The organism is Methylobacterium cerastii (genome assembly GCF_022179125.1).
GTDB lineage: Bacteria > Pseudomonadota > Alphaproteobacteria > Rhizobiales > Beijerinckiaceae > Methylobacterium > Methylobacterium cerastii.
In genome coordinates this window covers 134,010-158,968 of sequence record NZ_BPQG01000044.1, presented here as the reverse complement: position 1 = coordinate 158,968, position 24,959 = coordinate 134,010, and the positions used below count along the sequence as shown (strand labels likewise).

22 protein-coding genes are annotated in these 24,959 nt (G+C 71.2%); 11 read left to right on the top strand and 11 right to left on the bottom strand.

Features of this window, described 5'->3' with window-relative positions; translation table 11 throughout:
• Window positions 1-373: 373 nt before the first annotated feature.
• The 3 genes from MFF13_RS14820 to dsdA all read right to left on the bottom strand — a co-directional run bounded on the left by MFF13_RS14820 (window position 374) and on the right by dsdA (window position 4,020).
• Window positions 374-1,279 carry an SDR family oxidoreductase gene (locus tag MFF13_RS14820; RefSeq protein WP_238272435.1) on the bottom strand — a complete coding sequence of 302 codons (906 nt, stop codon included), beginning with the start codon at window positions 1,277-1,279 and terminating at the stop codon, window positions 374-376.
• Window positions 1,280-1,423: 144 nt separating this feature from the next.
• A complete protein-coding gene (locus MFF13_RS14815; protein WP_147829193.1) occupies window positions 1,424-2,677 on the bottom strand; it encodes a flavin monoamine oxidase family protein in 1,254 nt (417 codons plus the stop codon).
• 71 nt (window positions 2,678-2,748) lie between these two features.
• Window positions 2,749-4,020: a D-serine ammonia-lyase gene (dsdA, locus tag MFF13_RS14810; RefSeq protein ID WP_147829150.1), complete on the bottom strand. Its 1,272-nt coding sequence runs from the start codon at window positions 4,018-4,020 to the stop codon at window positions 2,749-2,751.
• 346 nt (window positions 4,021-4,366) lie between these two features.
• Between dsdA and MFF13_RS14805 the strand changes: the two genes are divergently transcribed.
• Window positions 4,367-5,377: a 1-aminocyclopropane-1-carboxylate deaminase gene (locus MFF13_RS14805; RefSeq protein WP_147751726.1), complete on the top strand. Its 1,011-nt coding sequence runs from the start codon at window positions 4,367-4,369 to the stop codon at window positions 5,375-5,377.
• Between the two features lie 6 nt (window positions 5,378-5,383).
• Here the strand turns inward: MFF13_RS14805 and MFF13_RS14800 are convergent, their stop codons facing one another.
• Entirely contained in the window at window positions 5,384-6,292 is a 909-nt protein-coding gene (locus MFF13_RS14800) for a LysR family transcriptional regulator (RefSeq protein WP_147751725.1), read from the bottom strand.
• On the bottom strand, window positions 6,289-6,465 hold the full coding sequence (locus tag MFF13_RS14795; RefSeq protein WP_187273641.1) for a hypothetical protein: 177 nt from the start codon (window positions 6,463-6,465) through the stop codon (window positions 6,289-6,291). The genes MFF13_RS14800 and MFF13_RS14795 overlap by 4 nt, the downstream gene beginning before the upstream one ends.
• Here MFF13_RS14795 and MFF13_RS14790 point away from each other — a divergent pair.
• The 7 genes from MFF13_RS14790 to MFF13_RS14760 all read left to right on the top strand — a co-directional run bounded on the left by MFF13_RS14790 (window position 6,464) and on the right by MFF13_RS14760 (window position 15,949).
• A complete protein-coding gene (locus MFF13_RS14790; RefSeq protein WP_238272434.1) occupies window positions 6,464-7,990 on the top strand; it encodes an ABC transporter substrate-binding protein in 1,527 nt (508 codons plus the stop codon). The genes MFF13_RS14795 and MFF13_RS14790 overlap by 2 nt on opposite strands.
• Window positions 7,991-8,041: 51 nt before the next feature.
• Window positions 8,042-8,956 carry an ABC transporter permease gene (locus MFF13_RS14785; protein WP_147751723.1) on the top strand — a complete coding sequence of 305 codons (915 nt, stop codon included), beginning with the start codon at window positions 8,042-8,044 and terminating at the stop codon, window positions 8,954-8,956.
• On the top strand, window positions 8,953-9,906 hold the full coding sequence (locus MFF13_RS14780) for an ABC transporter permease (RefSeq protein WP_238272433.1): 954 nt from the start codon (window positions 8,953-8,955) through the stop codon (window positions 9,904-9,906). Before MFF13_RS14785 ends, MFF13_RS14780 begins: the two co-directional genes overlap by 4 nt.
• A 50-nt stretch (window positions 9,907-9,956) precedes the next feature.
• Window positions 9,957-11,378, top strand: a complete 1,422-nt coding sequence (locus MFF13_RS14775) for a M20 family metallopeptidase (protein WP_147829144.1) — start codon at window positions 9,957-9,959, stop codon at window positions 11,376-11,378.
• 2 nt (window positions 11,379-11,380) lie between these two features.
• Window positions 11,381-12,991 carry an ABC transporter ATP-binding protein gene (locus MFF13_RS14770; protein WP_238272432.1) on the top strand — a complete coding sequence of 537 codons (1,611 nt, stop codon included), beginning with the start codon at window positions 11,381-11,383 and terminating at the stop codon, window positions 12,989-12,991.
• A gap of 317 nt (window positions 12,992-13,308) precedes the next feature.
• Window positions 13,309-14,145, top strand: coding sequence for a formate/nitrite transporter family protein (locus MFF13_RS14765; RefSeq protein ID WP_147751719.1), 837 nt, complete (start codon window positions 13,309-13,311; stop codon window positions 14,143-14,145).
• Window positions 14,146-14,209: 64 nt separating this feature from the next.
• A complete protein-coding gene (locus tag MFF13_RS14760) occupies window positions 14,210-15,949 on the top strand; it encodes a bifunctional protein-serine/threonine kinase/phosphatase (protein ID WP_147829142.1) in 1,740 nt (579 codons plus the stop codon).
• Window positions 15,950-16,056: 107 nt separating this feature from the next.
• Here MFF13_RS14760 and MFF13_RS14755 read toward each other — a convergent pair whose 3' ends face one another.
• The 4 genes from MFF13_RS14755 to MFF13_RS14740 all read right to left on the bottom strand — a co-directional run bounded on the left by MFF13_RS14755 (window position 16,057) and on the right by MFF13_RS14740 (window position 21,202).
• Window positions 16,057-16,941, bottom strand: a complete 885-nt coding sequence (locus MFF13_RS14755; protein WP_238272431.1) for an MBL fold metallo-hydrolase — start codon at window positions 16,939-16,941, stop codon at window positions 16,057-16,059.
• Window positions 16,942-17,064: 123 nt separating this feature from the next.
• Window positions 17,065-17,631, bottom strand: a complete 567-nt coding sequence (locus MFF13_RS14750; protein WP_238272430.1) for a cyclase dehydrase — start codon at window positions 17,629-17,631, stop codon at window positions 17,065-17,067.
• On the bottom strand, window positions 17,628-18,800 hold the full coding sequence (locus tag MFF13_RS14745) for a zinc-dependent alcohol dehydrogenase (protein ID WP_147829138.1): 1,173 nt from the start codon (window positions 18,798-18,800) through the stop codon (window positions 17,628-17,630). Before MFF13_RS14745 ends, MFF13_RS14750 begins: the two co-directional genes overlap by 4 nt.
• A 335-nt stretch (window positions 18,801-19,135) precedes the next feature.
• On the bottom strand, window positions 19,136-21,202 hold the full coding sequence (locus MFF13_RS14740) for an OPT family oligopeptide transporter (protein ID WP_373322543.1): 2,067 nt from the start codon (window positions 21,200-21,202) through the stop codon (window positions 19,136-19,138).
• A 469-nt stretch (window positions 21,203-21,671) separates the two neighbouring features.
• Here MFF13_RS14740 and gntA point away from each other — a divergent pair, with 469 nt between their 5' ends.
• From gntA to MFF13_RS14725, 3 genes are read left to right on the top strand one after another with little or no spacing between them, the layout of a single operon-like run.
• Window positions 21,672-22,457 (top strand): guanitoxin biosynthesis heme-dependent pre-guanitoxin N-hydroxylase GntA, encoded by a 786-nt coding sequence (gene gntA / locus MFF13_RS14735; RefSeq protein WP_238272443.1) that lies wholly within the window; start codon window positions 21,672-21,674, stop codon window positions 22,455-22,457.
• Window positions 22,454-23,419 (top strand): methyltransferase, encoded by a 966-nt coding sequence (locus MFF13_RS14730; protein WP_187273640.1) that lies wholly within the window; start codon window positions 22,454-22,456, stop codon window positions 23,417-23,419. The genes gntA and MFF13_RS14730 overlap by 4 nt, the downstream gene beginning before the upstream one ends.
• Complete coding sequence (locus MFF13_RS14725) at window positions 23,416-24,309, top strand: L-histidine N(alpha)-methyltransferase (RefSeq protein WP_238272428.1); 894 nt, start codon at window positions 23,416-23,418, stop codon at window positions 24,307-24,309. Before MFF13_RS14730 ends, MFF13_RS14725 begins: the two co-directional genes overlap by 4 nt.
• Before the next feature lie 78 nt (window positions 24,310-24,387).
• Here MFF13_RS14725 and MFF13_RS14720 read toward each other — a convergent pair whose 3' ends face one another.
• Together MFF13_RS14720 and MFF13_RS14715 are read right to left on the bottom strand one after the other, a co-directional pair.
• Complete coding sequence (locus MFF13_RS14720; protein WP_147761639.1) at window positions 24,388-24,594, bottom strand: hypothetical protein; 207 nt, start codon at window positions 24,592-24,594, stop codon at window positions 24,388-24,390.
• A 43-nt stretch (window positions 24,595-24,637) separates the two neighbouring features.
• Window positions 24,638-24,850 (bottom strand): hypothetical protein, encoded by a 213-nt coding sequence (locus MFF13_RS14715; RefSeq protein ID WP_147815439.1) that lies wholly within the window; start codon window positions 24,848-24,850, stop codon window positions 24,638-24,640.
• Window positions 24,851-24,959: the final 109 nt, after the last annotated feature.

The window sequence follows — 24,959 nt, the reverse complement described above, 5'->3', positions numbered from 1 at the left end:
TGTCAACGATATAATCGCCATTCGTTATAGCCTTGAACGGCCAACGCCGGAGTCAGGGCCAGCACGACCAGGCCCACGATCCGCTTCGTCAGTGACATCGAGGGCTGCTTCCCGAGCCTGGTCGTCCCCGCCGCGTCTCGGGACCCGGACACCAAACTAGGTCGCATTCGGCTCCGCGACCATGGCGTGGCATCGGGCGCGAGGCGGCATCGGTGACCCCGGGGATGCGGCTTTGGGAGAAACTTATCCGTTCCAATGTCTTAAAGACGCCACCGGCCTGTTCGTGCCGGCGGCGCCTGCCCTTTCCCTTGTGCACCCCGTCGCCGGGGCGGGAGCGCCGGCGGAAAGCGGTCCTCTTGCGGGCGCGGCGGGGTCAGGCGGTGCCGTTGCCGCCCGTCGCGCCGTAGACCTCGCCGGTGACGTAGCTCGCCTCCTGGCTCGCCAGGAAGACGTAGACCGGCGCGAGCTCCACCGGCTGGCCGGGGCGGCCGAGCGGCACCTCGGAGCCGAACGTCTCGACCGCCTCCTGCGGCTGCCCGCCCGAGGGCTGCAGCGCGGTCCAGAACGGCCCAGGCGCCACCGCGTTCACGCGGATGCCCTTCGCGACCTGCTGCTTGGCCAGAGCCTTCGAGAAGGCGACGATGCCAGCCTTGGTGGTGGCGTAGTCGACGAGGATCTGCGGCGGGTTGTAGGCCACGACCGAGGCCGTGTTGATGATCGACGCGCCCGGCGGCATGTGCGGCAGCGCCGCCTTGGTGATCCAGAACATCGCGTAGAGGTTGGTCTTCAGCGTTCGGTCGAACTGCTCGTCGGTGATGTCGCCGACGTCCTTCTGGTTGGTCTGCTTGCCGGCGTTGTTGACCAGGATGTCGAGCCCGCCGAGGTCGGTGACAGCCCGGTGCACCAGCGTCTCGCAGAACGCCTTGTCGGTGATGTCGCCCGGCAGCAGCACCGCCTTACGGCCCTCCGCCTCGATCAGCTCGGCCACCGCCCGCGCGTCCGGCATCTCGGCCTCGACGAAGCTGAGCGCCACGTCGGCACCCTCGCGGGCGAAGGCGATGACGGCCGCGCGCCCGATGCCAGAATCGGCGCCGGTCACCAGGGCCTTGCGGCCGGCGAGGCGGCCGTGGCCCCGGTAGCTGGTCTCGCCGTGGTCCGGCTGCGGGTCCATCGCTCCGGCGAGGCCCGGCGCCTCCTGCGGTTGGCGCTCGAACGGCGGCTGCGGGTACTGGGTGCGCGGATCCTGCATCGTGAGGCGCTTGTCAGCGGCGTCGGTCATGAAGCTGTCCTGGCGCGCCGGGTTCGAACGGGACAGACCGTGCGGCGCGCGTGTCGGGTGATGCTGTCCGGGAACTTCGGCAATCGGCCCCGTGCGCGGATGTTCCGGCCCCTGCGGCCCTATGGACGCCGCCGGAGCCTTCCGTCAGGCCGCCTCGCCCCGCCTGCGCCCGAGCGCCGCCATGGCCTCGTCGGCGGCCCGCTGCCCGCTGTCGTGGGCGCCGTGGGCGGTGGTGAAATCGTGCGGGTGCGTCGCCTCGCCGGCGAAGAACAGCCTGTCCTCGAAGGGCCGGGCGAGCCGCGCCCGCGCACCCGAGCGGCCCGGCAGGGCGCAGCTATACGCGCCGCCGACGGAGGCCATCCGGCTCCAGGACGTCGCGGCCAGCGGCCGGATCGCCGAGGCGATGTCGCCTCCGAACAGCGCGGCCAGCTCGGCTGAGACGTGGGCGAAGCCGGCGGCCGGGCCGTCCTCCGCCACGATGCGGGCGCCCTCGCCTCCGAGGAACGCCTCGATCACCGGCCAGCCGTTGGGGCGGATCGAATAGGCGGCGGCTCGTCGGTCGTGCAGGTTGCCGTAGACGTGCGTGTCCGGCGCGAACGCGGCCTCGCGCCCGATCTCGAGGAAGACCTTCTCGTTGCGGCCGAGCGGCAGGTCGGCGGCGGCCTCGCGCCAGGGCTCGACCCCGGAGGGCAGGTGGATCGCGTCGCCGGCCAGCACCGCGGTCGAGACGGTGAGAATGGCGGCCCCGGCGCGGACGGTGCCGGCGCGCGTGGTGACGGCGACGCCGTCCGCGGTCAGGTCGACCTGCTCGGCGGGGGTGGCGAGCCGCAGAGTCGTCGCGGACGGCAGGCTGGCCGCGACCAGCGTGCCGTAGCCGAGCGGCAGGTGCCAGTTTCGGCCCGTCGCGGCGTCGTCGTAGGCGAGATAGTCGGTAGCCGAGATCGCCTCGGGTGCGACGCCGCTCATGAAGCCGGCGATGGCGCGCACGTAGGCGTTCCAGGGACCGCCGGGCTCCAGGGCGTCGCTCGCCCGGTCGCTGCCCGCCGCGACAAGGCGAAGCCGCTCCTCCCAGTCGCCGTAGGCCCGCTGCGCCGCCGCCTGGCCGTCCGCGTCCTGGGCCAGCGACGGATGCGCCTTCGCCCATGGCGGCTCGCCGCGGTCGACGGGAAAGCCCGAGGCCTCGGCGATGCCGACCCAGGCGTTGCGGTCGCCGGAGTGGAGCCATTCGCAGCCGAAATCGAGCGGATGGCCGCCGAGATCCTGCGTGAAGGCGCGTCCCCCGAGGCACGACGAGGCCTCGAGCAGCAGCGCCGCCTTGCCATGCGCCGCCAGCCGCCGCGCGGCCCCGATGCCGGCGGCGCCTCCGCCTACGATGATGACGTCGAACACGCTGGCCATGGCGCCGTAGGTGAGATCGCCCGAGCGGCGAGACAAGCGCCGCGCCGACCGGATCGGCGGCCGGCCGCCCCTCAGGCCGCTTGTGCGAGGGCGGCCTGGAACTCCGCCTCCGGCAGCAGCGCCCCGCCGGTGGTCCAGACGACGTGCATCGCGTGGGCGACGTCGGGCAGGGCGCCGCAGGCCGGCCCCACTGCCGCGAAGGCCGCCGCCGCCGACGGCTCGAGGCGCAAGCCCGCCCGGTCCCAGAGATCGCGCAGCCAGGTGAACAGGTCGGCGTCGCCCACCGTCACCACGGCCTCGACGAGGCCCCCGACGGTGCCGGCCACCAGCATCGAGGCCGTGGCCACGGCCAGGCCGTCCGCCGCGGTCCGGTTGTCGAGCCCGACCTCGTAGACGCTCACCGACCGCGCCGGGCCTGCGGCGAGCTGCACGAGCATGCAGGGCGCGGCGACGGGCTCGACGAAGACGCAGCGCACGGCGTCTCCGTAGAGCAGTTTCAGGCCGAGGGTGACGCCGCCCGGGGCGCCGCCGACGCCGCAGGGGAGGTAGACGCACAAGGGATGGGCCGCGTCCACGCTCACGCCCGCCGCGTCGAGCTGGCGCCGCAGGTCGAAGGCCGCCGCCGCGTAGCCGAGGAACAGGTCCACCGAGCTCTCGTCATCGACGAAGTGCGCGTCGGCGCGGCCCTCGAAGGCGATCCGCGCGGCGGCGACGGCGCTGCCGTAATCGCCCGCATGCTCCACCACCCGGGCGCCGAGGTCGCGCAGGCGGCGCTTCTTCCACGCCTTGGCGTCGTGGGACATGTGCACCTCGACCTGGAAGCCGAGGGCGCGGCCGATCACCCCGACGCTGAACCCGAGGTTGCCGGTGCTTCCCACCGCGATCGTGTGGACGCCGAAGGCCGCCCGGACATCCGGGTCGGCGAGGCGGGCATAGGAGGACGCGCCCGAGAGCCAGCCCGCGGCGAGGCCGAGCCGCTCGGCCTCGACCAGCACCTCGTAGACGCCGCCCCGCGCCTTGATGCAGCCGGTGATCGGCAGATCGTGGTCGGCCTTCACCCAGGCCGCGGCCCCCGGGCGTCCCGACACCAGGGCGGCCAGGTCGGCGGAGAGCGGCAGGAGGGCCGAATCGATCCGGCCGGTCGCGAGTTCGGGAAACAGCCGGGCGAGGAGCGGATCGAAGCGGCGCCAGCGCGCCTCGGCCGCCTCGACCTCGGCGAGGCCGAAGGCCAGGCCCGGCAGGATCTCGGCGGCGCGGCCCAGGCGCGGGTTGCGCCAGACCGTGGGCCTGCCGTCCCGCACGGCGTCGGGGAGATCGAGCGGGGGCGTGCCGGCGGCGCTCATGCGGACGGTCTCCTGTAACGGGAATCGGCTCGGGCGGACCGGGCCGTCGCGCCGAGCCGGCCGGCCGGGGACGGGTCGGCGGCCGTGCGGCCGTGCTCGTCCACCGGGCCCGGACGGCATCGCACATGCGGCCGCCTGCCTGAAGCCGGCGGCGAATCTCCCAGCTTGGTCGCCCGCACCCAGCGTCCATGAACGATCCTTCCGTTCCAGGGGGCGATGACGCAAGGATCCCGCGGCCAGGAACACTAGGCGTCTCATCGCAGCGAGAACGAAGGCGCATTTCGAGAGCACCTTCCGCCCCGACTTTGCTAGCTTTTCCGGGCTGACCCACGAAGGACCCGCGAAGATGCTGTCGAAGTTCGAGCGCTATCCCCTGACCTTCGGCCCGAGCCCGATCGAGCACCTGCCGCGGCTGACGGCCCATCTCGGCGGCGACGTGCTGATCTACGCCAAGCGCGAGGATTGCAATTCGGGCCTCGCCTACGGCGGCAACAAGCTGCGCAAGCTCGAGTACATCGTGCCCGACGCCATCGCCAGCGGGGCCGACACCCTGGTCTCGATCGGCGGCGTGCAGTCGAACCACACCCGCATGGTCGCGGCGGTCGCCGCCAAGATCGGCATGAAGTGCCGGCTGATCCAGGAGGCCTGGGTCCCGCACGAGGACGCGGTCTACGACCGGGTCGGCAACATCATGCTGTCCCGCATCATGGGCGCGGAGACGCAGCTCGTCGACGACGGCTTCGACATCGGCATCCGCGAGAGCTGGACGAAGGCCCTGGAGGACGTGAAGGCCAAGGGCGGCAAGCCCTACGCGATCCCCGCCGGCGCCTCGGTGCACAAGTTCGGCGGGCTCGGCTACGTCGGCTTCGCCGAGGAGGTCCGCGCCCAGGAGGCCGAGATGGGCCTGCACTTCGACTACATCGTGGTCTGCACCGTCACCGGCTCGACCCATGCCGGCATGGTGGTGGGCTTCTCCGCCGACGGGCGCGCCCGCAACGTGATCGGCATCGACGCCTCCTGCACCCCGGCCCAGACCAAGGCGCAGGTCCTGGAGATCGCCAGGAACACCGCCGAGCTCGTCGGCGCGCGGGCGATCACCGAAGACGACATCGTGCTCAACGAGGACTACGCCTACCCGGTCTATGGCGTGCCCTCGAAGGAGACGGTCGAGGCGATCCGCCTCTCGGCCCGGCTCGAGGGCATGATCACCGACCCCGTCTACGAGGGGAAGTCGATGCAGGGCATGATCGACCTCGTGCAGAAGGGCTTCTTCCCGAAGGGCTCGAAGGTGCTCTACGCCCATCTCGGCGGAGCGCCCGCGCTCAACGGCTACAGCTACACCTTCCGAAACGGCTGAGCCGCGTCAGAAGCCGCCGGACTCCGTCGGCGGCAGCGCCGCCACCAGCTGCCGCAAGAAGGCTTGGACAGCGTGCGGCAGCTTGCGGTCGCGCATCACTTGGACCTGGATGCCGCGCATCAGGCTCATCCGCGCGTGCACCGGGATGCAGACGAGCTCGCCGAGGCGCACCGGCGTCTGCACCGTGAGGGCCGACATCAGCGCCAACCCCTTCGTCCGCCGAACGAAGGGCAGCAGGGCGGAGAGGATGTTGGCCGTGAGCGTCGGCTCGATGGTGATGCCCTCGGCGAGGCAGGCCGCGTCGAAGACCCGGCGAGCCGTGGTATCGAGGGTCGGCACCGCGATCGGGTAGGGCTTCAGGTCCGCGAGCCGGATCGCGGGTCGGCGCGCCAGGGGGTGATCGGGGGCACTGAGCGCCACCATCTCGACGGCGTTGTCGTAGGCGACCGCGACCAGGCTCGAGGGCGCGAGCGCGAAGGTGATGCCGATGTCGGCGTCGCCCGCCGCCACCACGTGCGTGACCTGGGCGGGGGGCAGCATCTGCACCTCGAAGCGGATGCCCGGATGGGCGGCGTGGAACCCCGCGATCGCGTTCGGCAGCAGGTCGAGGGCGAAACCCTCCGAGGTGGCGACCCGGATGAAGCCGCGCGCCAGGCCCTGCAATTCCTGGATGTCGGCTGCGACCTGCTCGGCCCGCAGCAGGGTCTGGCGCGCGTGTTCCGCCAGCAGCTCCCCGGCCGGGCTGAGCACCATGCCGCGCGGGCGACGCTCGAAGAGGACGCAGTCGAGTTCGCTCTCGAGATTGGAGATCTGCCGGCTGATCGCCGAGGCTGCGATGTTCAAGTGCGTGGAGGCCGCGGCGATCGACCCGGTTCTGGCGACGGCCAAGACGTAGCGAAGGCCCGAAACGTTCATGGAAACCTGTCGATTGCCGAAACGGCACGGCAGCAATCACGAAATTCTACTTGTTGCGATGCCAATTGCACAACACCATGGCACGACGAAAAAAGCGGCAGGTCGATGCGGGCGGTACGATGCTGGCCGTGCGGACGGGTGAGAAGGACAGACATCATGGCGAGCAGGATCATGACGACACACCGCTCCACGGCACGCGCCGCGCTCACCCTGCTGATGTTGGCAGCCAGCGTCCCGGCGCTCGCCGGCAAGGCGAACGACACCCTGGTCTACGCCTCCGACACCGAGCCGGAAAACGTCAGCCCGTATCACAACAGCGCCCGCGAGGGCGTCATCCTGGCCCGCAACGTCTGGGACACCCTGATCTACCGCGACCCGAAGACCGGCACCTACCAGCCGATGCTGGCCACCGCCTGGAAATGGGTCGATCCCGTCACCCTCGAGCTGACCCTGCGCGAGGGCGTGACCTTCCACAACGGCGACGCCTTCGGCCCGGAAGACGTGGCCTTCACCTTCAACTACGTGCTGACGCCGGAAGCCCGCACGGTGACGAAGCAGAACGTCGACTGGATGAAGTCGACGGAGGTCGTCGACGCCCACACCGTCCGCATCCATTTGAAGGCCCCCTTCCCGGCCGCGCTCGAATACCTCGCCGGCCCGACACCGATCTTCCCGGCGGCCTACTTCAAGAAGGTCGGCCTCGACGGCTTCGCCAAGGCGCCCGTCGGCACCGGCCCCTACCGCATCACCGCGGTCGAGAACGGCCGCGGCGTGAAGATGGAGCGCTTCGCCAAGTATTGGCCTGGCAGCCCGATCGGCGCGGCCAAGATCGGCAAGCTCGAGTTCCGCGTTATCCCCGACGCCGATAGCCGCATGGCCGAGCTCGTTACCGGCGGAATCGACTGGATCTGGCGCGTGCCGAGCGATCAGGCCGACCAGCTGAAGGGCGCCCCCAACGTCTCCGTTCTCAGCGCCGAGACCATGCGGGTCGGGTTCCTGCAGTTCGACACCCTCGGCCGAGCCAAGGAGAACTCGCCTCTGAAGGATCCCCGCGTCCGGCAGGCGATCTCGTACGCCATCGACCGCAAGGCCATGGTGGACAACCTCGTGCGTGGCGGGAGCCGGGTGATGAACGCGGCCTGCTTCATCGACCAGTTCGGCTGCACCGACGAGGGCGTGCCGCGTTACAGTTACGATCCGGTCAAGGCCAAGGCGCTTCTCAAGGAGGCGGGCTACCCGAACGGCTTCGAGATCGACCTCGGCGCTTACCGCGAGCGCGACTACGCCGAGGCCGTGATCGGCTACCTGCGCGCCGTCGGCATCACCGCCCGGCTGAACTACCTGCGCTACGCGGCGCTCCGCGACCTCATCCGGGGCGGCAAGGTCTCGATCGCGTTCCAGACCTGGGGGTCGTTCTCCGTACTCGACGTCTCGGCCTTCACGGGCGTCTACTTCCGCGGCGGCGACGAGGACCTGACCAAGGACCCCGAGACTATCGCGGCCCTCCAGGCCGGGGATGGGGCGACCGACCCGGCCGTGCGGAAGGTCAAGTACGCCGAAGCGCTCAAACGCATCGCCGGCCAGGCCTACGCCCTGCCGTTGTTCTCGTACTCGACGAACTACGCCTTCACGTCGGACCTGACCTTCACGGCGCAGCCCGACGAGCTGCCGCGCTTCTACGCGGCGCAGTGGAAGTAACGGCCGGCGCCTGAAGCCGACCGACCGCCGACCGAACGAGGGAGCCGGGCCATGCTGCGATTCATGATCCAACGAAGTCTGGTGGCGCTGGCGGTCGCCGTGACGGTGTCGGTGGCGAGCTTCATGCTCCTGCACCTGTCGGGCGACCTCGCCACCGCCATCGCGGGGCCGGAGGCGACCTCCGTGCAGGTGGAGGCGATCCGGGTCCAGTACGGGCTCAACCAGCCCCTTCTCGCGCAGTTCTTCGCCTGGGGGGCCAAAGCGATCCGGCTCGATTTCGGCAACTCGTTCTACTTCCGCGAGAGCGTGATCGACCTGCTGGCCGCCCGCCTGCCGATCACCCTGTTCCTCGGCGTGGTGGCGCTGGCCGTGGCGCTCTTCGTGGCCATCCCCCTCGGGGTGCTGGCCGCGGTCCGGCGCGACACCTGGATCGACCGGGCCGCCCTCTCGGTCTCGGTGCTGGGCCAGGCCATGCCGAGCTTCTGGTTCGGCCTGACCCTGATCATGATCTTCTCGGTGAATCTGCGCTGGCTGCCGGTCTCCGGCAACACGACCTGGAAGCACTTCGTTCTGCCGGCGATCGCGCTCGGCTACTACGCCATGCCGGCGGTGATGCGGCTGACCCGCAACGGCATGCTGGAGGTCCTGGCCTCGGACTACGTCCGCACCGCCCGCGCCAAGGGCCTGCCACCGCGCAAGATTCTGATCCGGCATGCGCTTCGCAACGCCGTCATCCCGGTGATCGCGCTGGCCGCCGTGCAGTTCGGCTTCATGCTCGGCGGCTCGATCGTGATCGAGGCGGTGTTCTCGCTCCAGGGGCTTGGCCAGCTCGCCTGGGAATCCATCGCCCGCAACGACTTCCCGGTGGTGCAGGCGATCGTGCTGGTCCTGGCGATGATCTACATCGCCCTGACGCTGGCCGCCGACCTCCTCAACGCCTTCCTCGATCCCCGGCTGCGCCAATGACCCTCCAGCCATCCGCCTCCCCCATCGCGGCCGGCTTGCCCGAGACGCCGACGGCCCTCTCGGCCGACAGGCCGGCGGCGCTCCCCGCCGCCCGCTCGCCCACCGCCCTGGCGCTCCGGCGCGGGCTCCGCCACGGCGGCTTCGTGATCGGTGCCGGCATCCTCGGGACCATCCTGCTCTGCGCGCTCGCCGGCCCGCTGATCGCGCCCCACGATCCCTACGCCCAGGACGTCTCCCGGCGCCTGATCCCGCCGATCTGGCAGGCGAAGGGCAACTGGGACCACGTGCTCGGCACCGACAAGCTCGGGCGCGACTACCTCAGCCGCCTGATCTACGGCAGCCAGATCTCCCTGCTGATCGGGATCGCCGCGGCGGCCATCTCGGGCGCGATCGGCACGACGCTCGGCATCTGCGCCGGCTATTTCGGCGGCCGGGTCGACGCGGTGGTGAGCTACGTCGTCACCACGCGGCTGGCCATGCCGGTGGTGCTGGTGGCGCTCGCCATGGCCTCCCTCGTCGGCGGCTCGCTGAAGGTGGTGGTGCTGGTGCTCGGCTTCCTGCTCTGGGACCGCTTCGCCGTGGTCACCCGCGCGGCGACCCGGCAGATCCGCGACCAGGACTTCATCGCCGCGGCCCGCGCCACGGGCTTCTCCCCGGCCCGCATCCTGTTCCAGGAGGTGCTGCCGAACATCCTCAACGCGCTCATCGTGGTGGCGACCCTGGAGATGGCGCACGCTATCCTGCTCGAGGCCGCCCTGTCTTTCCTGGGCCTCGGCGTGCAGCCGCCGCTGCCGTCCTGGGGCCTGATGATCGCCGAGGGCAAGCCGTACATGTTCTTCCAGCCCTGGGTCATCACCATTCCGGGCATCGCGCTCCTGGTCCTCGTCCTGGCGATCAACCTGCTCGGCGACGGCATCCGCGACGTCACCGCCCCCGAGGGGCGGCGCTGAACCGCCCCTGCCCCGCAGAAAACCCCACCGCACGGAGATCGAGTGAGCCCATGTCCCGACACGACGCGATCGCGCGCGCCGCGCGCCACTACGACGAGGGCGGCTTCCTCAGCGTGCTGCAGGACGCCGTCGCCCGCCAGACCGAGAGCCAGACCTCGGGGCAGCTGCCGAAGCTGAAGGCCTATCTCGCCGACTTCCTGGTGCCGCGGATCGCGCCGCTCGGCTTCACCAGCCGCATCCTCGACAACCCGGACGGCGTCCACGGCCCGTTCCTGATCGCCGAGCGCCACGAGGGCGACGCGCTGCCCACCGTGCTGATCTACGGACACGGCGACACCGTGCGCGGCTACCCCGAGCAGTGGCGCGAAGGCCTCGCCCCCTGGACGATCACCATCGAGGGCGAGCGCTGGTACGGCCGCGGCACCGCCGACAACAAGGGCCAGCATATCCTCAACCTCGGCGCGCTGGCGGCGGTGATGGCGGCGCGCGAGGGGCGGCTCGGCTTCAACACCAAGCTGCTGATCGAGATGGGCGAGGAATCCGGCTCGCCGGGACTGCGCGACCTTTGCCGCGCCGAGGCCGAAGCGCTCAAGGCCGACGTGCTCATCGCCTCGGACGGTCCCCGCGTCAGCGCCGAGCGGCCGACGGTCTTCCTCGGCTCGCGCGGCGGCTACACCTTCGAGATGCTGCTGGACCTGCGCGAGGGCAGCCACCATTCCGGCAACTGGGGCGGCCTGCTGCGCAACCCCGGCACGGTGCTGGCCAACGCCATCGCCACCCTCGTCGACGGGCGCGGCAAGATCCTCCTCGACGCCCTGCGCCCGCCCGCTATCCCCGACAACGTCCGCGCGGCGCTCGCCGACATCGCGGTGGGCACCGACCCGACCGCGCCGGCGATCGACGCCGATTGGGGCGAGCCGGGGCTGTCCGCGGCCGAGCGCGTGTTCGGCTGGAACACTCTCGAGGTGCTGGCCTTCAAGACCGGCGACCCGGACGGGCCGCTCAACGCCGTGCCGCCCACCGCCAAGGCGACGCTGCAGTTGCGCTTCGTCGTCGGCACCGACTGGGAAGGCATTCTGCCGGCCCTGCGCGCCCACCTCGACGCCCACGGCTACCCCATGGTCGAGGTCCGCGCCGCCCGCACGGAGGTGTTCCGCGCCACCCGGCTCCCCGTCGAGGACCCGTGGGTCGACTGGGTGCTGGCTTCGATCGCCGAGAGCACGGGCAAGCGTCCGGCCCTGCTGCCGAACCTCGGCGGCTCGCTGCCCAACGACGCCTTCTCGGAGATCCTCGGCCTGCCGACCCTGTGGGTGCCGCATTCCTACCCGGCCTGCCTCCAGCACGGCCCCGACGAGCACCTGCTCGGGCCGCCTTCGCGCGAGGCCCTGATGCTGATGGCGGGCCTGTACTGGGACCTCGCCGAGACCGGGCCGGCGGTGCTCGCCCGGCGCGAAGCCCTCAAGGGAGCCTAAGCATGAACGAGCCCGTCGTCCGCATCCGGAATCTCACCCTGGCGCTGCCGAAGGGCTCGGACCGTCCCCATGCCGTCGAAGACCTCTCCCTCGACCTGATGCCGGGCAAGATCCTCTGCGTCGTCGGCGAGTCGGGCTCGGGCAAGTCGATGAGCGCCTACGCGCTCACCGGCCTCCTGCCTCGCGCGCTGAAGCCGGTCGGCGGGCAGATCCTGTTCGAGGGGCGGGACCTCCTGACCCTGGAAGAGCGCGGCTGGCGTGCCTTGCGCGGTCGCCGCATCGCCATGGTGTTCCAGGAGCCGATGACCGCCCTCAACCCGGTCATGCGCATCGGCGACCAGATCGCCGAGATGTTCGAGGCGCACGGCCTCCTCACGCCGGCCGAGCGCAGGAACCGGGCCGTCGCGCTCGCCATCGAGGTCGGCCTGCCCGATCCGGGCCAGATCGTGCGCGCCTACCCGCACCAGCTCTCCGGCGGCCAGCGCCAGCGCGCGATGATCGCCATGGCGCTCGCCCTCGAACCCTCGATCCTCGTCGCCGACGAGCCGACCACGGCGCTCGACGTCACCACCCAGGCCCAGATCCTCAAGCTGATCCGCGACCTGCAGCGGCGGCGCGGCATGAGCGTCCTGTTCATCACCCACGATTTCGGCGTGGTGGCCGACATCGCCGACCATGTCGCCGTGCTCCAGCGCGGGCGACTGGTGGAGCAGGGCATTGCCGAGACCGTCCTTCAGCATCCGCAGCACCCCTACACCCAGGCCCTGCTCGCGGCGGTGCCGAGCCTGGTGCCGCCGGCCCGCGCTTCCCGCGCGGACGCGCCGCTGGCGCTCTCGGCCATCGGCCTGACCAAGACCTACGCGACGCGGGGCGGCCTGTTCGGCAAGCCGCGCGTGGTCGCGGCGGTGAAGGAGGTGGGCTTCGAGGTCCGACGCGGGGAGACCCTCGGCCTCGTCGGCGAATCCGGATCGGGCAAGTCCACCACCGCCCGCCTCGCGATCCGGCTGATCGAGCCGGACCGGGGCACGGTGCGCCTCGGCAGCCTCGACTACACGGCGCTGGCGCCGCGCGCCCTGCGCGACGAGCGGCGACGCATCCAGATGATCTTCCAGGACCCGTTCGCGTCCCTGAACCCGCGCCGCACCGTCGAGCAGATCATCACCGCCGGCCCGATCGCGCACGGCACGCCCCGGCGCGAGGCGCGCGCCCGGGCGCGCGAGCTCCTCGACCTCGTCGGCCTCTCGGCGAGCGCGGCCGAGCGCTACCCCAACGCCTTCTCAGGCGGCCAGCGCCAGCGCATCGGCATCGCCCGGGCGCTCGCCATGGAGCCCGACGTGCTCGTGGCGGACGAGGCGGTCTCGGCCCTCGACGTCTCGGTCCAGGCGCAGGTGCTCGACCTGCTGGAAGACCTCAAGCAGCGCCTGAACCTCGCGATGCTGTTCATCACCCACGACCTGCGCGTCGCCGCCAAGATCTGCGACCGCATCGCCGTGATGCATCGCGGCGCCATCGTGGAGATGCGCCCCACGACCGACCTCTTTCGCCAGCCGGATCATGCCTACACCCGCTCGCTCCTCGCGGCGGTGCCGGGCCTGCAGGCCGCTCGGCCCTGACCGGGCGCCGGCCTCCAGTTGGAGGGGCGACGCGCGTGTGATCCTGCAGCTCCGCCAGCGAGCACGCCTTCTCGCGCCTGAGAGGGTGCGACCCCGCCATTCGAAGGTCCGAAACGAACCATCGCCGCAGGCGCGATCCGCGAAGGTAACGCGTTTCCGATCGGCCCAGGTCTTGCTTCGGGTTTGCTGACAGGTGGTGTGCCGGCTTCGCGCACATCTCCTGGTGCAGGCCGCGCAATGAAGCGTGGCCGGACGAGGGGCCAAGGGCCGCGCAGTCCGGCGAGCTTTGCAGAAGCCCGAATCGTAAGAGGACCAAGATGGCCTATCTCGCCCCTGCTGAGTTCGTCACCAAGATGGTGGACGCAGGCGAATCCAAGATCTTCATGTCGACCCGCGACACCATCATTCGCGCCTACATGGCTGGCGCGATCCTGGCGCTCGCCGCGGTCTTCGCCGTCACCATCACGCAGCAGACCGGCATCCCCATCCTCGGCGCCGCCCTGTTCCCGGTCGGCTTCTGCATGCTTTACCTGCTCGGCTTCGACCTGCTCACCGGCGTGTTCGTGCTGGCGCCCCTGGCGCTCCTCGACGGCCGGCCGGGCGTGACCTGGGGGGGCGTGCTGCGCAACTGGGGCCTCGTCTTCATCGGCAACTTCCTCGGCGCGCTGACCGTGGCGCTCATGATGGGCTTCGTGTTCACCTTCGGGTTCACCGCGCCGGCCGACAAGGTCGGCGAGTTCATCGCCCACATCGGCGAGCGCCGCACCGTCGGCTATGCCGCGCACGGCACCGGCGGCTGGTTCACGATCTTCATCCGCGGCATGCTGTGCAACTGGATGGTCTCCACCGGCGTCGTCGGCGCGATGATCTCGACCACCGTCAGCGGCAAGGTGATCGCCATGTGGATGCCGATCATGCTGTTCTTCTACATGACCTTCGAGCACTCGGTGGTGAACATGTTCCTGTTCCCCTTCGGCCTGCTCATGGGCGGCCAGTTCTCGGTCGGCGACTACTTCTTCTGGAACGAGATCCCGACCGTGCTCGGCAATCTCGTCGGCGGCCTCGCCTTCACCGGCCTGACCCTCTACACCACCCACGTCCGGACGGCCCCGAAGCGGACCGTCGTCCAGGCGGAGCGCCGCCTCGCGGCCTGATCGCCGGCTCGACCGGTCGGGCCTCGCGCCGCAGGGCGCCGGGCCCGACCGCCGGGATCCGCCGATGCCTTCGTCCCTGACCCTCTCCCTCGGCCAGCACAGCGAGCGCGGGCGCAAGGAGACCAACCAGGACTTCCACGGCGCGCTCGTCCCCGGGCGCGCCGCGCTCGCCCTCAGGGGCGGCGCGATCGCCATCGCCGACGGGATCGGCAGCAGCCCGGTCAGCCACGTCGCGAGCGAGACGGCGGTCCGGAGCTTCCTGTCCGACTATTACGACACCCCGGACACCTGGTCGGTGAAGACGGCGGCGAGCCGGGTCATCGCCGCGACGAATTCGTGGCTCCATGCCGAGACCCGGCGCAACCGGCACCTGCACGACCCCGAGGGCGCGCGCGACCGCGGCTACGTCACCACCTTCAGCGCCCTGATCCTGAGGTCGCGCACCGCGCACATCTTCCACGTCGGCGACGCCCGCATCTCCCGGGTCGTGCGGCGCTCGCTCGAAGCGCTCACCGAGGACCACCGCGTCGTCCTCTCCGCCGAGGAATCCTACCTCGGCCGCGCCCTCGGCGCCGCCGCGCACGTGGAGATCGACCACCACACGGTCGTGATCGAGGGTGGGGACGTCTTCGTCCTGACGACGGACGGGGTGCACGAGCACGTGCGGCCGGAGGCGATCGTCGCCGAGATCGCGCAGCACGGCGACGACCTCGATCGCGCCGCCCGGGAGATCGTCCGGCGGGCCTACGAGAACGGCAGCGGCGACAACCTCACCGTCCAGATCGTGCGCGTCGACGCCGTCCCCGACGGCGAGCTGGACGAGATGTCGGGCCGGGCCGACGACCTGCCGCCGGGCCCCCTCCTCGACCCGCCGACCACCTTCGACGGCTACCGCGTGCTGCGTACCCTGCATGCGAGCCACCGCAGCCACGTCTACCTGGCGGTCGACGGGGAGACCGGGCTCACGGTCGCCCTCAAGGTGCCCTCGACGGACCTGCATGCGGATCCGGCCGGCCTACAGCGGTTGATGATGGAGGAATGGGTCGCGCGGCGTATCGGCAGCCCGCACGTTCTGAGCGCCCCGCCCCGGACCCGGCGGCGCAGCCACCTCTACACGGTGATGGACTATGTCGAGGGCCGGACGCTCGCCCAGTGGATGCGCGACAATCCCAAGCCGGAGCTCGAGGAGGTCCGGCGCCTCGTCGAGCAGGTCGCGGTGGGCCTTCGCGCCTTCCACCGGCGCGAGATGGTGCATCGGGACCTGCGACCCCACAACGTCCTGGTCGACGCCGCCGGCACCGTCCGGATCATCGACTTCGGCTCCACACGGATCGCCGGGCTCGCCGAGGACGACCCGACCGTCGACGAGACGGTGCAGGGCACCGTGCAGTACACCGCGCCGGAATGCCTCGCGGGACGGCCCGCCACGCCGCAATCGGACATCTTCTCGCTCGGCGTGATCGCCTACCAGATGCTCACGGGACGCCTGCCCTACGGCGCGGAGGCGACGCGGGCCTTCAGCGCGGCCCGCGCCCAACGCCTGCATTACGTCTCCCTCGCCGCGGCGCGCACCGGTCTACCCGCCTACGTCGACGCGGCCCTGCGCAAGGCGGTGCACCCCAACCCGGCCCAGCGCTACGAGGTGCTCTCCGCCTTCGTCCACGACCTGCGCCACCCGAACCCGTCGCTGCCCGGCCTCCGGCGGACGGCCCTTCTGGAGCGCGACCCGGTGCTGTTCTGGAAGCTCGTCTCCCTCACCCTGGCGGCGGCGGTCGTCTACCTGCTTGCGCGCTCGGCCCTTTGAGGGGTGCATGCGGCCTCGCGGATGCGCATGCGAGGAGCGGTGTCGCGTGTTGAAAGACCGCTTCCCCTCCCTCCCCACTCTTCGAGGGAGGGAAGACGGGCGCTCGATCACGGTTCGCGATAGGCCGAGCCGTCTTCGGCCTGGGCCGGGTGGGCGACGTAGCGGCCGTGGTCCGGGACTGCGACGGCTTCGAAGTCTTGCGCCAAGGCGTCGAGGCCGCGGCGCATCTCCGCACCTTCCAGCGGCCGGCCGTGGCCGGTGACGACGCGCTCGGGCCGGAGCGCGGCGAGGCGGCGGACCGAGGCGGCGGCGGCGGACCAGTCGATGGTCAGGTACATCGGCGGGCCGTGGAACTCGGGCTCCTGCAGCGCGACCGCGTAGATGGATTCCTGCGCCGTTGTCACGAAGGCGTCGCCGGCGATCAGCGACCCGTCGGCCTCGCGCCAGAGCGAGACGTGGCCCGGGCTGTGGCCCGGCGTGTGGATCCAGCGCCAGCCTGGCATCGGCGGCACCGTCCCGTCCGCCGGCAGGATGACGAGGCGTACGCCCACGTCGACCGGTTTCGTCGGGTAGAGCGGCGACAGCAGCGCGAGCGCCCCGCCGCCGACCGTGGGGTCGGGGCTTGGATATGAGGCGCTGCCGTCGAGATAAGGCCGCTCCGCAGCGTGAGCGTAGATCGGCACGTCCCACTCTTCGGCGAGGTCCTCCAGCACGCCGACATGGTCGAAGTGCCCGTGCGTCAGCACGATCGCCGCCGGGCGGGCGCCGGCGCCGAAGCGTGCCTCGGCCGTGCCCTTGATCAGGCCCTTGCCGCCGGGGATGCCGGCGTCGACCAGCACCCATCCGCGGTCGCCCGCGTCGGGTGCGCCGACGAACACGACGTTGACCATCACCACCCGGCGATAGGCGAGATCGGGCAGGAGCGCGTGACTACCGTCCCCGGCGGCCTCGCCGGCGCGCGCGCTGGCCCCGACCGAAACCTGTTGGACCATGTGCCTTGCGCCTTTCGCTTCGGAAGTGATCGCCGTTGAGGGGTAACCGTGCGGGCCGGCGGACAGCCGTCGACCGCGCGTGTCGTTTGCCGGCAAATCACTGTAATTTACGGAATGCCGCTATCAGGCGGCGCCGTCGTCCCGCCATGGCCGTAACGCGTCGGGGACGCGGAAATCGGGCGGCGTCTCGAAGTCGGCGGCTGCGCCCCGCATCGCCCGCGGCGGGCGCGGAAAGCCGCTCCGGTCGCGGTAATCGTAGCGGCCGGGCGGGGAGAGGCGCTTGTCGGCCATCAGCCCCTGGGCGCAGACGACGTCGAGCACGGTCACGCCAGCCACCGCCGCGGTTGCCGCGACGAGGTTGGCGCGCTGCTCGCGATCGCCGTCGAAGCCCTGGGCCAGGGTCGCGAGGTCGAGGGCGTCGCCCGCGACGCGGCCGAGGATCCACGGGGTCGGGTCGTGGCTCATGAGGATGGCGACGCCGGTCGCGACCTCGCGCACGCCGTAGCTGCGCACCAACGTCTCGCGCCCTTCGAGGCCGAGGGTGCGGCACAGGCCCCGCGGCGCTGCGAGTTCGAGGAGGCCGAGGCCGATCGAGAACCACCCGAGGCCGCGGGCGAGTTCCTGGTGGCCGGCCTGGGCGCCGCGACCGGGCGCCGGGCGCGTCGGGTAGGGGTGTCGCATCGTGCTCATGGCCGGATCACCACCTTGATGCAGCCGTCCTGCTTGTCGCGGAAGGTGCGATACATCTCCGGGCCGTCCTCCAGCCCGATCGTATGGGTGATGACGAAGGACGGGTCGATCTGCCCTTCCTCGATCCGCCGCAGCAGGTCGCCGGTCCAGCGCTTCACGTGCGTCTGCCCGGTGCGGACGGTGAGGCCCTTGTTCATCAGGGCGCCGATCGGAAACTTGTCGATCAGGCCGCCGTAGACGCCCGGCACCGAGAGGATGCCGGCGGGCCGGCAGACCATGATCATCTGGCGCAGGACGTGGGCGCGGTCCGTCTCCAGCATCATCGCCTGCTTCGCCCGGTCGTAGACGGCGTCGACCGCGCCGAGCGCATGCGCTTCGAGCCCGACGGCGTCGATGCACTTCTCCGGCCCGCGTCCGTCGGTCATGTCGTTGAGCCGGGCGACGATGTTCGGCTCCGCGTCGTAATCGAGCACCTCGGCGCCCCCCGCCCGCGCCATCTCGAGGCGCTCGGGCACCCGGTCGATGGCGATCACGCGCTTGGCCCCGAGCAGGATCGCCGAGCGGATCGCCATCTGCCCGACGGCGCCGCAGCCCCAGATCGCGACGGTGTCCTCCGGCTGGATGTCGCACTGGACCGCGCCCTGCCACCCCGTCGGGAAGATGTCGGAGAGGAACAGCAGGTGCTCGTCGGGGATGCCGTCCGGCACCTTGATGTGCGTCGAGTCGGCGAAGGGCACCCGCAGGTATTCGGCCTGTCCGCCGGCATAGCCGCCGGTCAGGTGCGTGTAGCCGAACAGGCCCGCCGTGGTGTGGCCGAAGGCGGCGTCGCCAAGCGGCTTGTTGCGGTTGGTGCGCTCGCAGACCGAGAAGTTGCCGCGCCGGCATTGCGGGCACTGGCCGCAGGTGATCGTGAAGGGCACCACGATCCGGTCGCCGACCTTGAGCGCGGTATTGTCCTTCCCGACCTCGACCACCTCGCCCATGGTCTCGTGGCCCATGATGTCGCCCGCCTTCATGCCGGGCATGAAGTGGTCGTAGAGATGCAGGTCCGAGCCGCAGATCGCGCAACTCGTGACCTTGATGATCGCGTCGCGCCCGTCCTCGATGGTCGGATCGAAAACCGTGTCGCAACGGATGTCGGTCGTGCCGTGCCAGACGAGGGCTTTCATCGGCTTCAAGCTCCCGGCCGCCGATCGGAAGGTGCGGCCCATGCGGGTGCAACCTCGGTCGCCGGGGTTGGTTCTGTGCGGTTTCGGACCGAACGGGAGCCCGGGCGGGCTGAAGAAGCCTGGGCGAGGGCGGACGTTTTCGTCCTGACCCCGACGACCGATGGGGTCAGGTCTCGGATGCAGCGAGGATGGCTGGCGGAGGACGCAGCAGAAGCGCTTCAGGATCTGGTCGCGGATGAGGGCAAGTCGTCAAACGATCCTTCGCGCGGCACCTGGGCAGCGGCGGGGACTCGCCCATGACATCTGCCCGCTCCGCCAGACCTTCGAGGACGCGCCTACGCGACGGCTTCGTCCGGCTCCGCCCGCCCGGTCAGCCGGTAGAACACGGCGAGGCCGCCGGCGAAGACGGCCAGTCCCATCCACGTCGCGTAGGAGGCGAAGTCCGGGCCGACGAGGGCGAGCGCCGCGCTGCGGCCGGCCAGGGTGTCGGCGACGGCCAGGATCACCCCGACGAAGCTCTCGCCGACGAGGAAGCCGGAGGCGAGCAGGACGCCGCGGCGGCGCGCCGCCTCCGTCGCCTTGTCGGCGTCATCCCCTTGCGCCTCGGCGCGCCGGCGGAGCCTCCGCTCGGCGAGCCACCCGAGGACGCCGCCCACCGCGATGGTCATCTCGACCGACAGCGGCAGGTACATGCCGATGCCGACGGTGAGCGCCGGGAAGGTGAGCCCGCGCCGCCGCAGCCACGCCTCGACCGCGACCAGCACGGCGCCGAGCCCGGCGCCGACCAGAACCATTCGCCATGGCAGGGTGCCGTGGACGATGCCGGCGGCGATCTGCGAGGTCAGCGCCGCCTGCGGCGCGGGCATGGCGTTGGCGGCGTCCATGCCTTCACGCGGCAGCGAGCCGACGAAGCCATAGGCCTCGTAGAGCAGGGACAGGAGCGGCGCGACGACGGCCGCGCCTACCGCGACGCCGACCACGAGCACCGCCTGCTGGCGCCACGGCGTGGCGTCGACGAGCTGGCCGGTCTTCAGGTCCTGCAGGTTGTCGTTGGCGATCGAGGCCATCGTGACGATGACCGCCGCCACGAGCAGCGCCATCGCGATGACGAAGCGGTCGCCCTCCGGGCCGGCGGAGCGGCCGATCAGCAGCGGCAGCAGCACCGCCGCCGCCATGGCGGTGAGGATGCCGATGCCGGAGATCGGGCTCGAGGACGAGCCGAGGAGGCCGGCGAGGTAGCCGCAGGTGGCGGCCATCAGGAAACCGAACAGCACGGCGAACACGGTGGCGGCGACGACGAGCACGGGCAGGCTTCCGCCGAGCTCGGCGCCGGACGCGAAGTTGGCGAACAGCCACGCCAGCGGCACGGTAAGCGCCAGCAGGGCGCCGCCGACCCAGGTGATCGGCAGGTCGCGCTCGCCCCGCGGGTGGTCGCGGCCGGGCAGGCCCGAGCCGTCCTTGCGCGCCGAGGCGAGCGCCGTCGCCACGCTGCCGAGGACCGGACGAGCGAGCGACCCGACCGTCCAGAGGCCGCCGACCGCAATGATGCCGGCCCCGATCAGCCGGACCTGGCCCGACCACACCGCCTCGGCCATCTCGGCGTGCGTCGCACCCTCACCCTGGCCGAGGGCGGTCAGGAGCGGCACGGCGACGCCCCAGGCGATCGCCACGCCGGTGAGCAGCGCCAGGCACGCGCCGATGCCGACGAGGTAGCCGACGCCGACCAGCGCCAGCGAGAAGCCGGTGCCCAGGCGGAACACGGCGCCTCCGGCTGCGAGCGTCCCATGGACGCCGTCGGCGAGCACCCGGAAGCCGGTGGTCGCGAGCCCGATCGCGCCGGCGCCCGCCGCCGCTGCGAGGAGGTCGCGCAGGCCCCGGGCGCCGGCTGCGCCTTCGCCGGTGCGCAGCACCTCGGCGGCGGCGACGCCCTCCGGGTAGGGCAGGCCCGCGCTCGTCACCAGCGCGCGCCGCAGGGGAATCGAGAAGGCGACGCCCAGCAGCCCGCCGAGGCCGCAGACCGCGCTCGTCTGCCAGAACGGAAAGCCGTGCCAGTGCCCGATCAGTACGAGGCCGGGCAGGATCAGGATGACGTTGCACAGGGTGCCCGCGGCGGAGGCCTGCGTCTGCACGATGTTGTTCTCGAGGATGTTCGAGCCGCCGAGCAGGCGCAGGCATCCCATCGAGATCATCGCCGCCGGGATCGACGACGAGAAGGTCATGCCGGTCTTCAGGCCCATGTAGACGTTGGCCGCGATGAAGACGACCGTGATCGCGGCGCCGAGCACGATCCCGCGCAGGGTGATCTCGCGCGGACGGGGCCCGTCCGACGATCCCGCTTCCGAAGCCTTCGCTTCCAAAGGCGCTTGGCCTGACGCTCGGGTGATCTGGTTTCGCGCGTCCATCGTGCCCTCGGTCCCGGCCGTCCTGCGCGACATCGACGCATCGTCTTCGGCGAAAACCCTGCCACGGGCGCCGGCTTTCCCGTCCGCGACGCTTTGCCGTCTCACCGACTCCGCGCTGGCCGCGAAGAGCCCGTCCGCGATGATCGCCAGGAGTGCGGCGGACGAAAGGCGGCCCACCGAGAAACGCGGTTATTCAATCGATCGCCAAAGCTGAAGCGACCATAACCTGCGTTAAACTTCGTTCTTCGCGAAAACGTCTTCGGAACAAGCCATTCGAGGCGAGGTTTCCACGGCAGGCCGACGGCAAGCCCCCGATGGGTGCTTCGAACCGCCGGCCTCCGACCTCAACGGCACGGATTCAACGCAGCCGCCTCGCAGGAGGCGGCGCGCCCGGGCGCGATCGTGACAGGTGCGTATGAATTTCCCAAAAGACATCGATCTCCCAAGAGGTATCGACCTTCCGTGCGACATCGGCTTCCCGAGGGACGATGCCGGCCATCCCCTGGCCGAGCGCTTCCGCGACCTCATCCAGAACCCGTCCTTCCCCTGCGTCGGCGCCAAGGCCGCCCTGGCGCGCGGGCAGATCCGCTTCGTCATCGGGCGTGACATCGGCGCGGCCGACGACGACGCCCGGATGCACGCCGCCCTGATGGCCTTCGTCTGCCGCTACCGGGCGCGACCGGAGCTGTTCCAGAGCCTCGTCGTGATCTTCGATCGCCCTGGCGGCCTGTCGGAAGAAGGCTTCGAGGCCCGGATGTGGGACCGGCTCCAGGCGCTGTCGGATCAGGACAGCCGCCTCGGCCACGCCTACGACGCGCGCGTCGCCCCCGACCCGCAGGACGCGCATTTCTCCCTCAGCTTTGCGGGCGAGGCGTTCTTCGTGGTGGGCCTGCATCCCGGGGCGAGCCGGAAGGCGCGCCTCTTCGCGGCGCCGGCCCTGGTGTTCAACCTGCACGACCAGTTCGAGCGGCTGCGGGCGGAGGGGCGCTACGAGCGGATGCGCGAGACCATCCAAGCGCGCGACGTGTCGTGGGCGGGCTCGGTCAACCCGATGCTGACCCGCCACGGCGAGCGCTCGGAGGCGCCGCAATACAGCGGGCGCCAAGTGCCCGACGACTGGGCGTGCCCGTTCCAGCGCCGTGCGGTGGAGCTTCGGCGCGAGGCCGGGCCGATCGCGGCGGACCTGCGCGGCGGGGCGTTCCGGGTGCCCCCCGCCACTAGGCGGTCGCCATCCGCCGCGGACCAGACGCCATGAGCGACCCTTTCATGAGCGACCGCTTCGATGCGAACCCCGCCCTCGTCGCCCTTGTCGAGCGTTTGCGCGCCACCGGCTATGCCTTCACCACCGTGACACCCGCCACCCATGCCCGCGTCAACGCCCGCCCCCGCAACGCGCGGGCGCGCAGCTTGCGCGACGTGTTCGGCTGGAGCCGGCCCTTCGTCGAGGACCTGCTGCCGCCGGACCTGTTCGCGGCGATGCGCGAGGCCGGCGTGCTGGCCCGCGACGGCGACGCCTGGCGCGCGACGATCCGGGTTTCGAGCCTGGACGGCGGCCTGTTCGTCCACTCCGCCTACCCGCCCGACGCCACCGACGTGGTGTTCTTCGGCCCCGACACCGCCCGCTTCGTTGCGGCCGTGGTCGAGCATCTCGACGGGCGCACGGCGGCGGTCCAGCGTGCGGTCGACGTCGGCTGCGGCTCGGGGGCTGCCGGCATCGCGATCGCCCGGCGCAACCCGGAGGCCGAGATCATCCTCGTCGACATCAACGACGCGGCGCTCGCGGCGGCTGCGACCAACGCGCAGCTCGCGGGCGCCCACGGCGTCGTGCCGTGCCGCAGCGACCTCCTCGGGGGGGTCGAAGGCGAGTTCGACCTCGTCGTCTCGAACCCGCCGTTCATGCTGGACCGCGCCGGGCGAACCTACCGCGACGGCGGCGGGGCCTACGGCGAGGGCCTGTCGCTCGCCGTGGTCGAGGCCGCCTGCGCCCGCCTCGCGCCGGGCGGCAGCTTGGTGCTGTTCACCGGCTCGGCGATCGTCGAGGGGGAGGATCCGTTCCGCCAAGCCGCGACCGCCGCCTGCGAGGCGGCCGGGCTGAGCTGGTCGTATCGCGAGTTCGACCCGGACGCCTACGGCGAAGAACTCGAGGGACCGGCCTACGCCGACGCGGAGCGCATCGCCCTCGTCGTCCTCACCGCGACGCGCGGGAGCCAGCGATGACGCCGGAAGAGACGGCCGAGCGAGACGCGTTCCTGCGCGCTACGCTCGCCGGCCTGGGACAGACGCCAAAGCGACTGCCGGGCAAGTACCTGTGGGACGAGGCCGGCTCGATCCTGTTCGACAGGATCTGCGATCATCCCGACTACTATCCGACCCGGCGCGAGATGGCGCTGCTGCCGCAGGCGGTGCCGGAGATCGCGACGCTGGTCGGGCCCGGGGCGACGATCGTCGAGTACGGCAGCGGCGCGAGCCGCAAGATCCGCACGCTGCTCGACGGCCTCGACCGGCCGCGCCGCTACGTGGCGATCGACATCTCGCGCGACTACCTCGAAACCTCCGGCCGGACGCTGGCGCAGGACTATCCCGAGATCGCGATGATCCCGGTCTGTTCCGACTACGCCGAGCCGATCCGGCTCCCCGTCGACCTCGCCGACGGCCCGGTGCTCGGGTTCTTTCCCGGCACCAGCATCGGCAACCTGGCGCCGGCCGAGGCAGAGGCCTTCCTGGCACGGGCGCGCGACACCCTCGGGCCGAGCCACCTCCTGGTCGGGGCTGACCCGACGCAGGACGCCGACCGGCTGCAACGGGTCTACGGCGGCTGCGACGGGCTGATGCCGGCGCTCCACCTGAACTACATCGGGCGGCTGAACCGCGAACTCGATGCCGGTATCGACCGCGACGCCTTCCGCCACGAGATCCGCATCCTGCGCGACCCGTTGCGGGTCGAGGCCCACCTCGTGGCCGCCCGCGCCGACACCTGGCACCTCGGCACGGACGCGGTCCACTTCGCGGCCGGCGAGAGCGTCCGCACCGACGTTTCGCATAAGCACTCGCCCGACGTGTTCCAGGCGCTCGCCGGACGGGCCGGCTGGACGCCCAAAAACGTTTGACTCGATCCGGACGGCTTGTTCAGCCTGCACCTCCTGAGCCGCTGACGGTTCGGGGCCGACCCGCGCCGGATCGATCCGTCAGGGCGTGCGCTCAGAACCGGTACGGCCGCCGGCATCGCCGTCCGCCTGCGACTGGGCGATCATCGCCCGGACTTGATCGACCACGACCCGGGCTGCCTCGCGCTGGGCCTGCGCCTCCAGGCGGACCGCTCGCGATCGCGCGATCACCGCGCGCGACTCGGCGATCACGCTCGTCGGAAGATCGGAATCGGGTGCGTCGGGCATCGCCCAAATTTACCCGGCTCCGAAAAAGTCGCAACGTCGCACGTTAAAGTGCGGCATCCTGAGGGGCCGCAGGCGACGCACCGCCGGCCACCGCGCGGACGTAGGACAGCACCTCGCGGCGCGCGTCTGCATCCGAGATCGCGTGCCAGGAGGCGAGCAGGGCCGCCGTCTCGTTCATCGCGTTGGCTTCGACCTCGAAGAAGTCCGTGACCGGGCAATCCAGGGCCTCGGCGATCCTCGCCAACTTGGCGATCATAAGCCCGTTGCTCAGCTCAGCCTCGGCTATATCTGGCTTCTGCATACTGTGGCGCTTCTATCGTCTACGTTGTTGCGCGGCTTTGGCTTGCCGGCCATAGTAGCGTCGC

Excerpts from the sequence above, each read along its gene's own strand:
- MFF13_RS14805 (WP_147751726.1), top strand. The coding sequence starts at position 4,367 with ATGCTGTCGAAGTTCGAGCGCTATCCCCTGACCTTCGGCCCGAGCCCG.
- MFF13_RS14815 (WP_147829193.1), bottom strand. The coding sequence starts at position 2,677 with ATGGCCAGCGTGTTCGACGTCATCATCGTAGGCGGAGGCGCCGCCGGC.
- dsdA (WP_147829150.1), bottom strand. The coding sequence starts at position 4,020 with ATGAGCGCCGCCGGCACGCCCCCGCTCGATCTCCCCGACGCCGTGCGG.
- MFF13_RS14790 (WP_238272434.1), top strand. The coding sequence starts at position 6,464 with ATGACGACACACCGCTCCACGGCACGCGCCGCGCTCACCCTGCTGATG.
- MFF13_RS14800 (WP_147751725.1), bottom strand. The coding sequence starts at position 6,292 with ATGAACGTTTCGGGCCTTCGCTACGTCTTGGCCGTCGCCAGAACCGGG.
- MFF13_RS14755 (WP_238272431.1), bottom strand. The coding sequence starts at position 16,941 with ATGGTCCAACAGGTTTCGGTCGGGGCCAGCGCGCGCGCCGGCGAGGCC.
- MFF13_RS14715 (WP_147815439.1), bottom strand. The coding sequence starts at position 24,850 with ATGATCGCCAAGTTGGCGAGGATCGCCGAGGCCCTGGATTGCCCGGTC.
- MFF13_RS14795 (WP_187273641.1), bottom strand. The coding sequence starts at position 6,465 with ATGATCCTGCTCGCCATGATGTCTGTCCTTCTCACCCGTCCGCACGGC.
- MFF13_RS14785 (WP_147751723.1), top strand. The coding sequence starts at position 8,042 with ATGCTGCGATTCATGATCCAACGAAGTCTGGTGGCGCTGGCGGTCGCC.
- MFF13_RS14750 (WP_238272430.1), bottom strand. The coding sequence starts at position 17,631 with ATGAGCACGATGCGACACCCCTACCCGACGCGCCCGGCGCCCGGTCGC.
- MFF13_RS14770 (WP_238272432.1), top strand. The coding sequence starts at position 11,381 with ATGAACGAGCCCGTCGTCCGCATCCGGAATCTCACCCTGGCGCTGCCG.
- MFF13_RS14730 (WP_187273640.1), top strand. The coding sequence starts at position 22,454 with ATGAGCGACCCTTTCATGAGCGACCGCTTCGATGCGAACCCCGCCCTC.
- MFF13_RS14820 (WP_238272435.1), bottom strand. The coding sequence starts at position 1,279 with ATGACCGACGCCGCTGACAAGCGCCTCACGATGCAGGATCCGCGCACC.
- MFF13_RS14720 (WP_147761639.1), bottom strand. The coding sequence starts at position 24,594 with ATGCCCGACGCACCCGATTCCGATCTTCCGACGAGCGTGATCGCCGAG.
- MFF13_RS14760 (WP_147829142.1), top strand. The coding sequence starts at position 14,210 with ATGCCTTCGTCCCTGACCCTCTCCCTCGGCCAGCACAGCGAGCGCGGG.
- MFF13_RS14780 (WP_238272433.1), top strand. The coding sequence starts at position 8,953 with ATGACCCTCCAGCCATCCGCCTCCCCCATCGCGGCCGGCTTGCCCGAG.
- MFF13_RS14725 (WP_238272428.1), top strand. The coding sequence starts at position 23,416 with ATGACGCCGGAAGAGACGGCCGAGCGAGACGCGTTCCTGCGCGCTACG.
- MFF13_RS14775 (WP_147829144.1), top strand. The coding sequence starts at position 9,957 with ATGTCCCGACACGACGCGATCGCGCGCGCCGCGCGCCACTACGACGAG.
- MFF13_RS14745 (WP_147829138.1), bottom strand. The coding sequence starts at position 18,800 with ATGAAAGCCCTCGTCTGGCACGGCACGACCGACATCCGTTGCGACACG.
- MFF13_RS14740 (WP_373322543.1), bottom strand. The coding sequence starts at position 21,202 with ATGGACGCGCGAAACCAGATCACCCGAGCGTCAGGCCAAGCGCCTTTG.
- MFF13_RS14765 (WP_147751719.1), top strand. The coding sequence starts at position 13,309 with ATGGCCTATCTCGCCCCTGCTGAGTTCGTCACCAAGATGGTGGACGCA.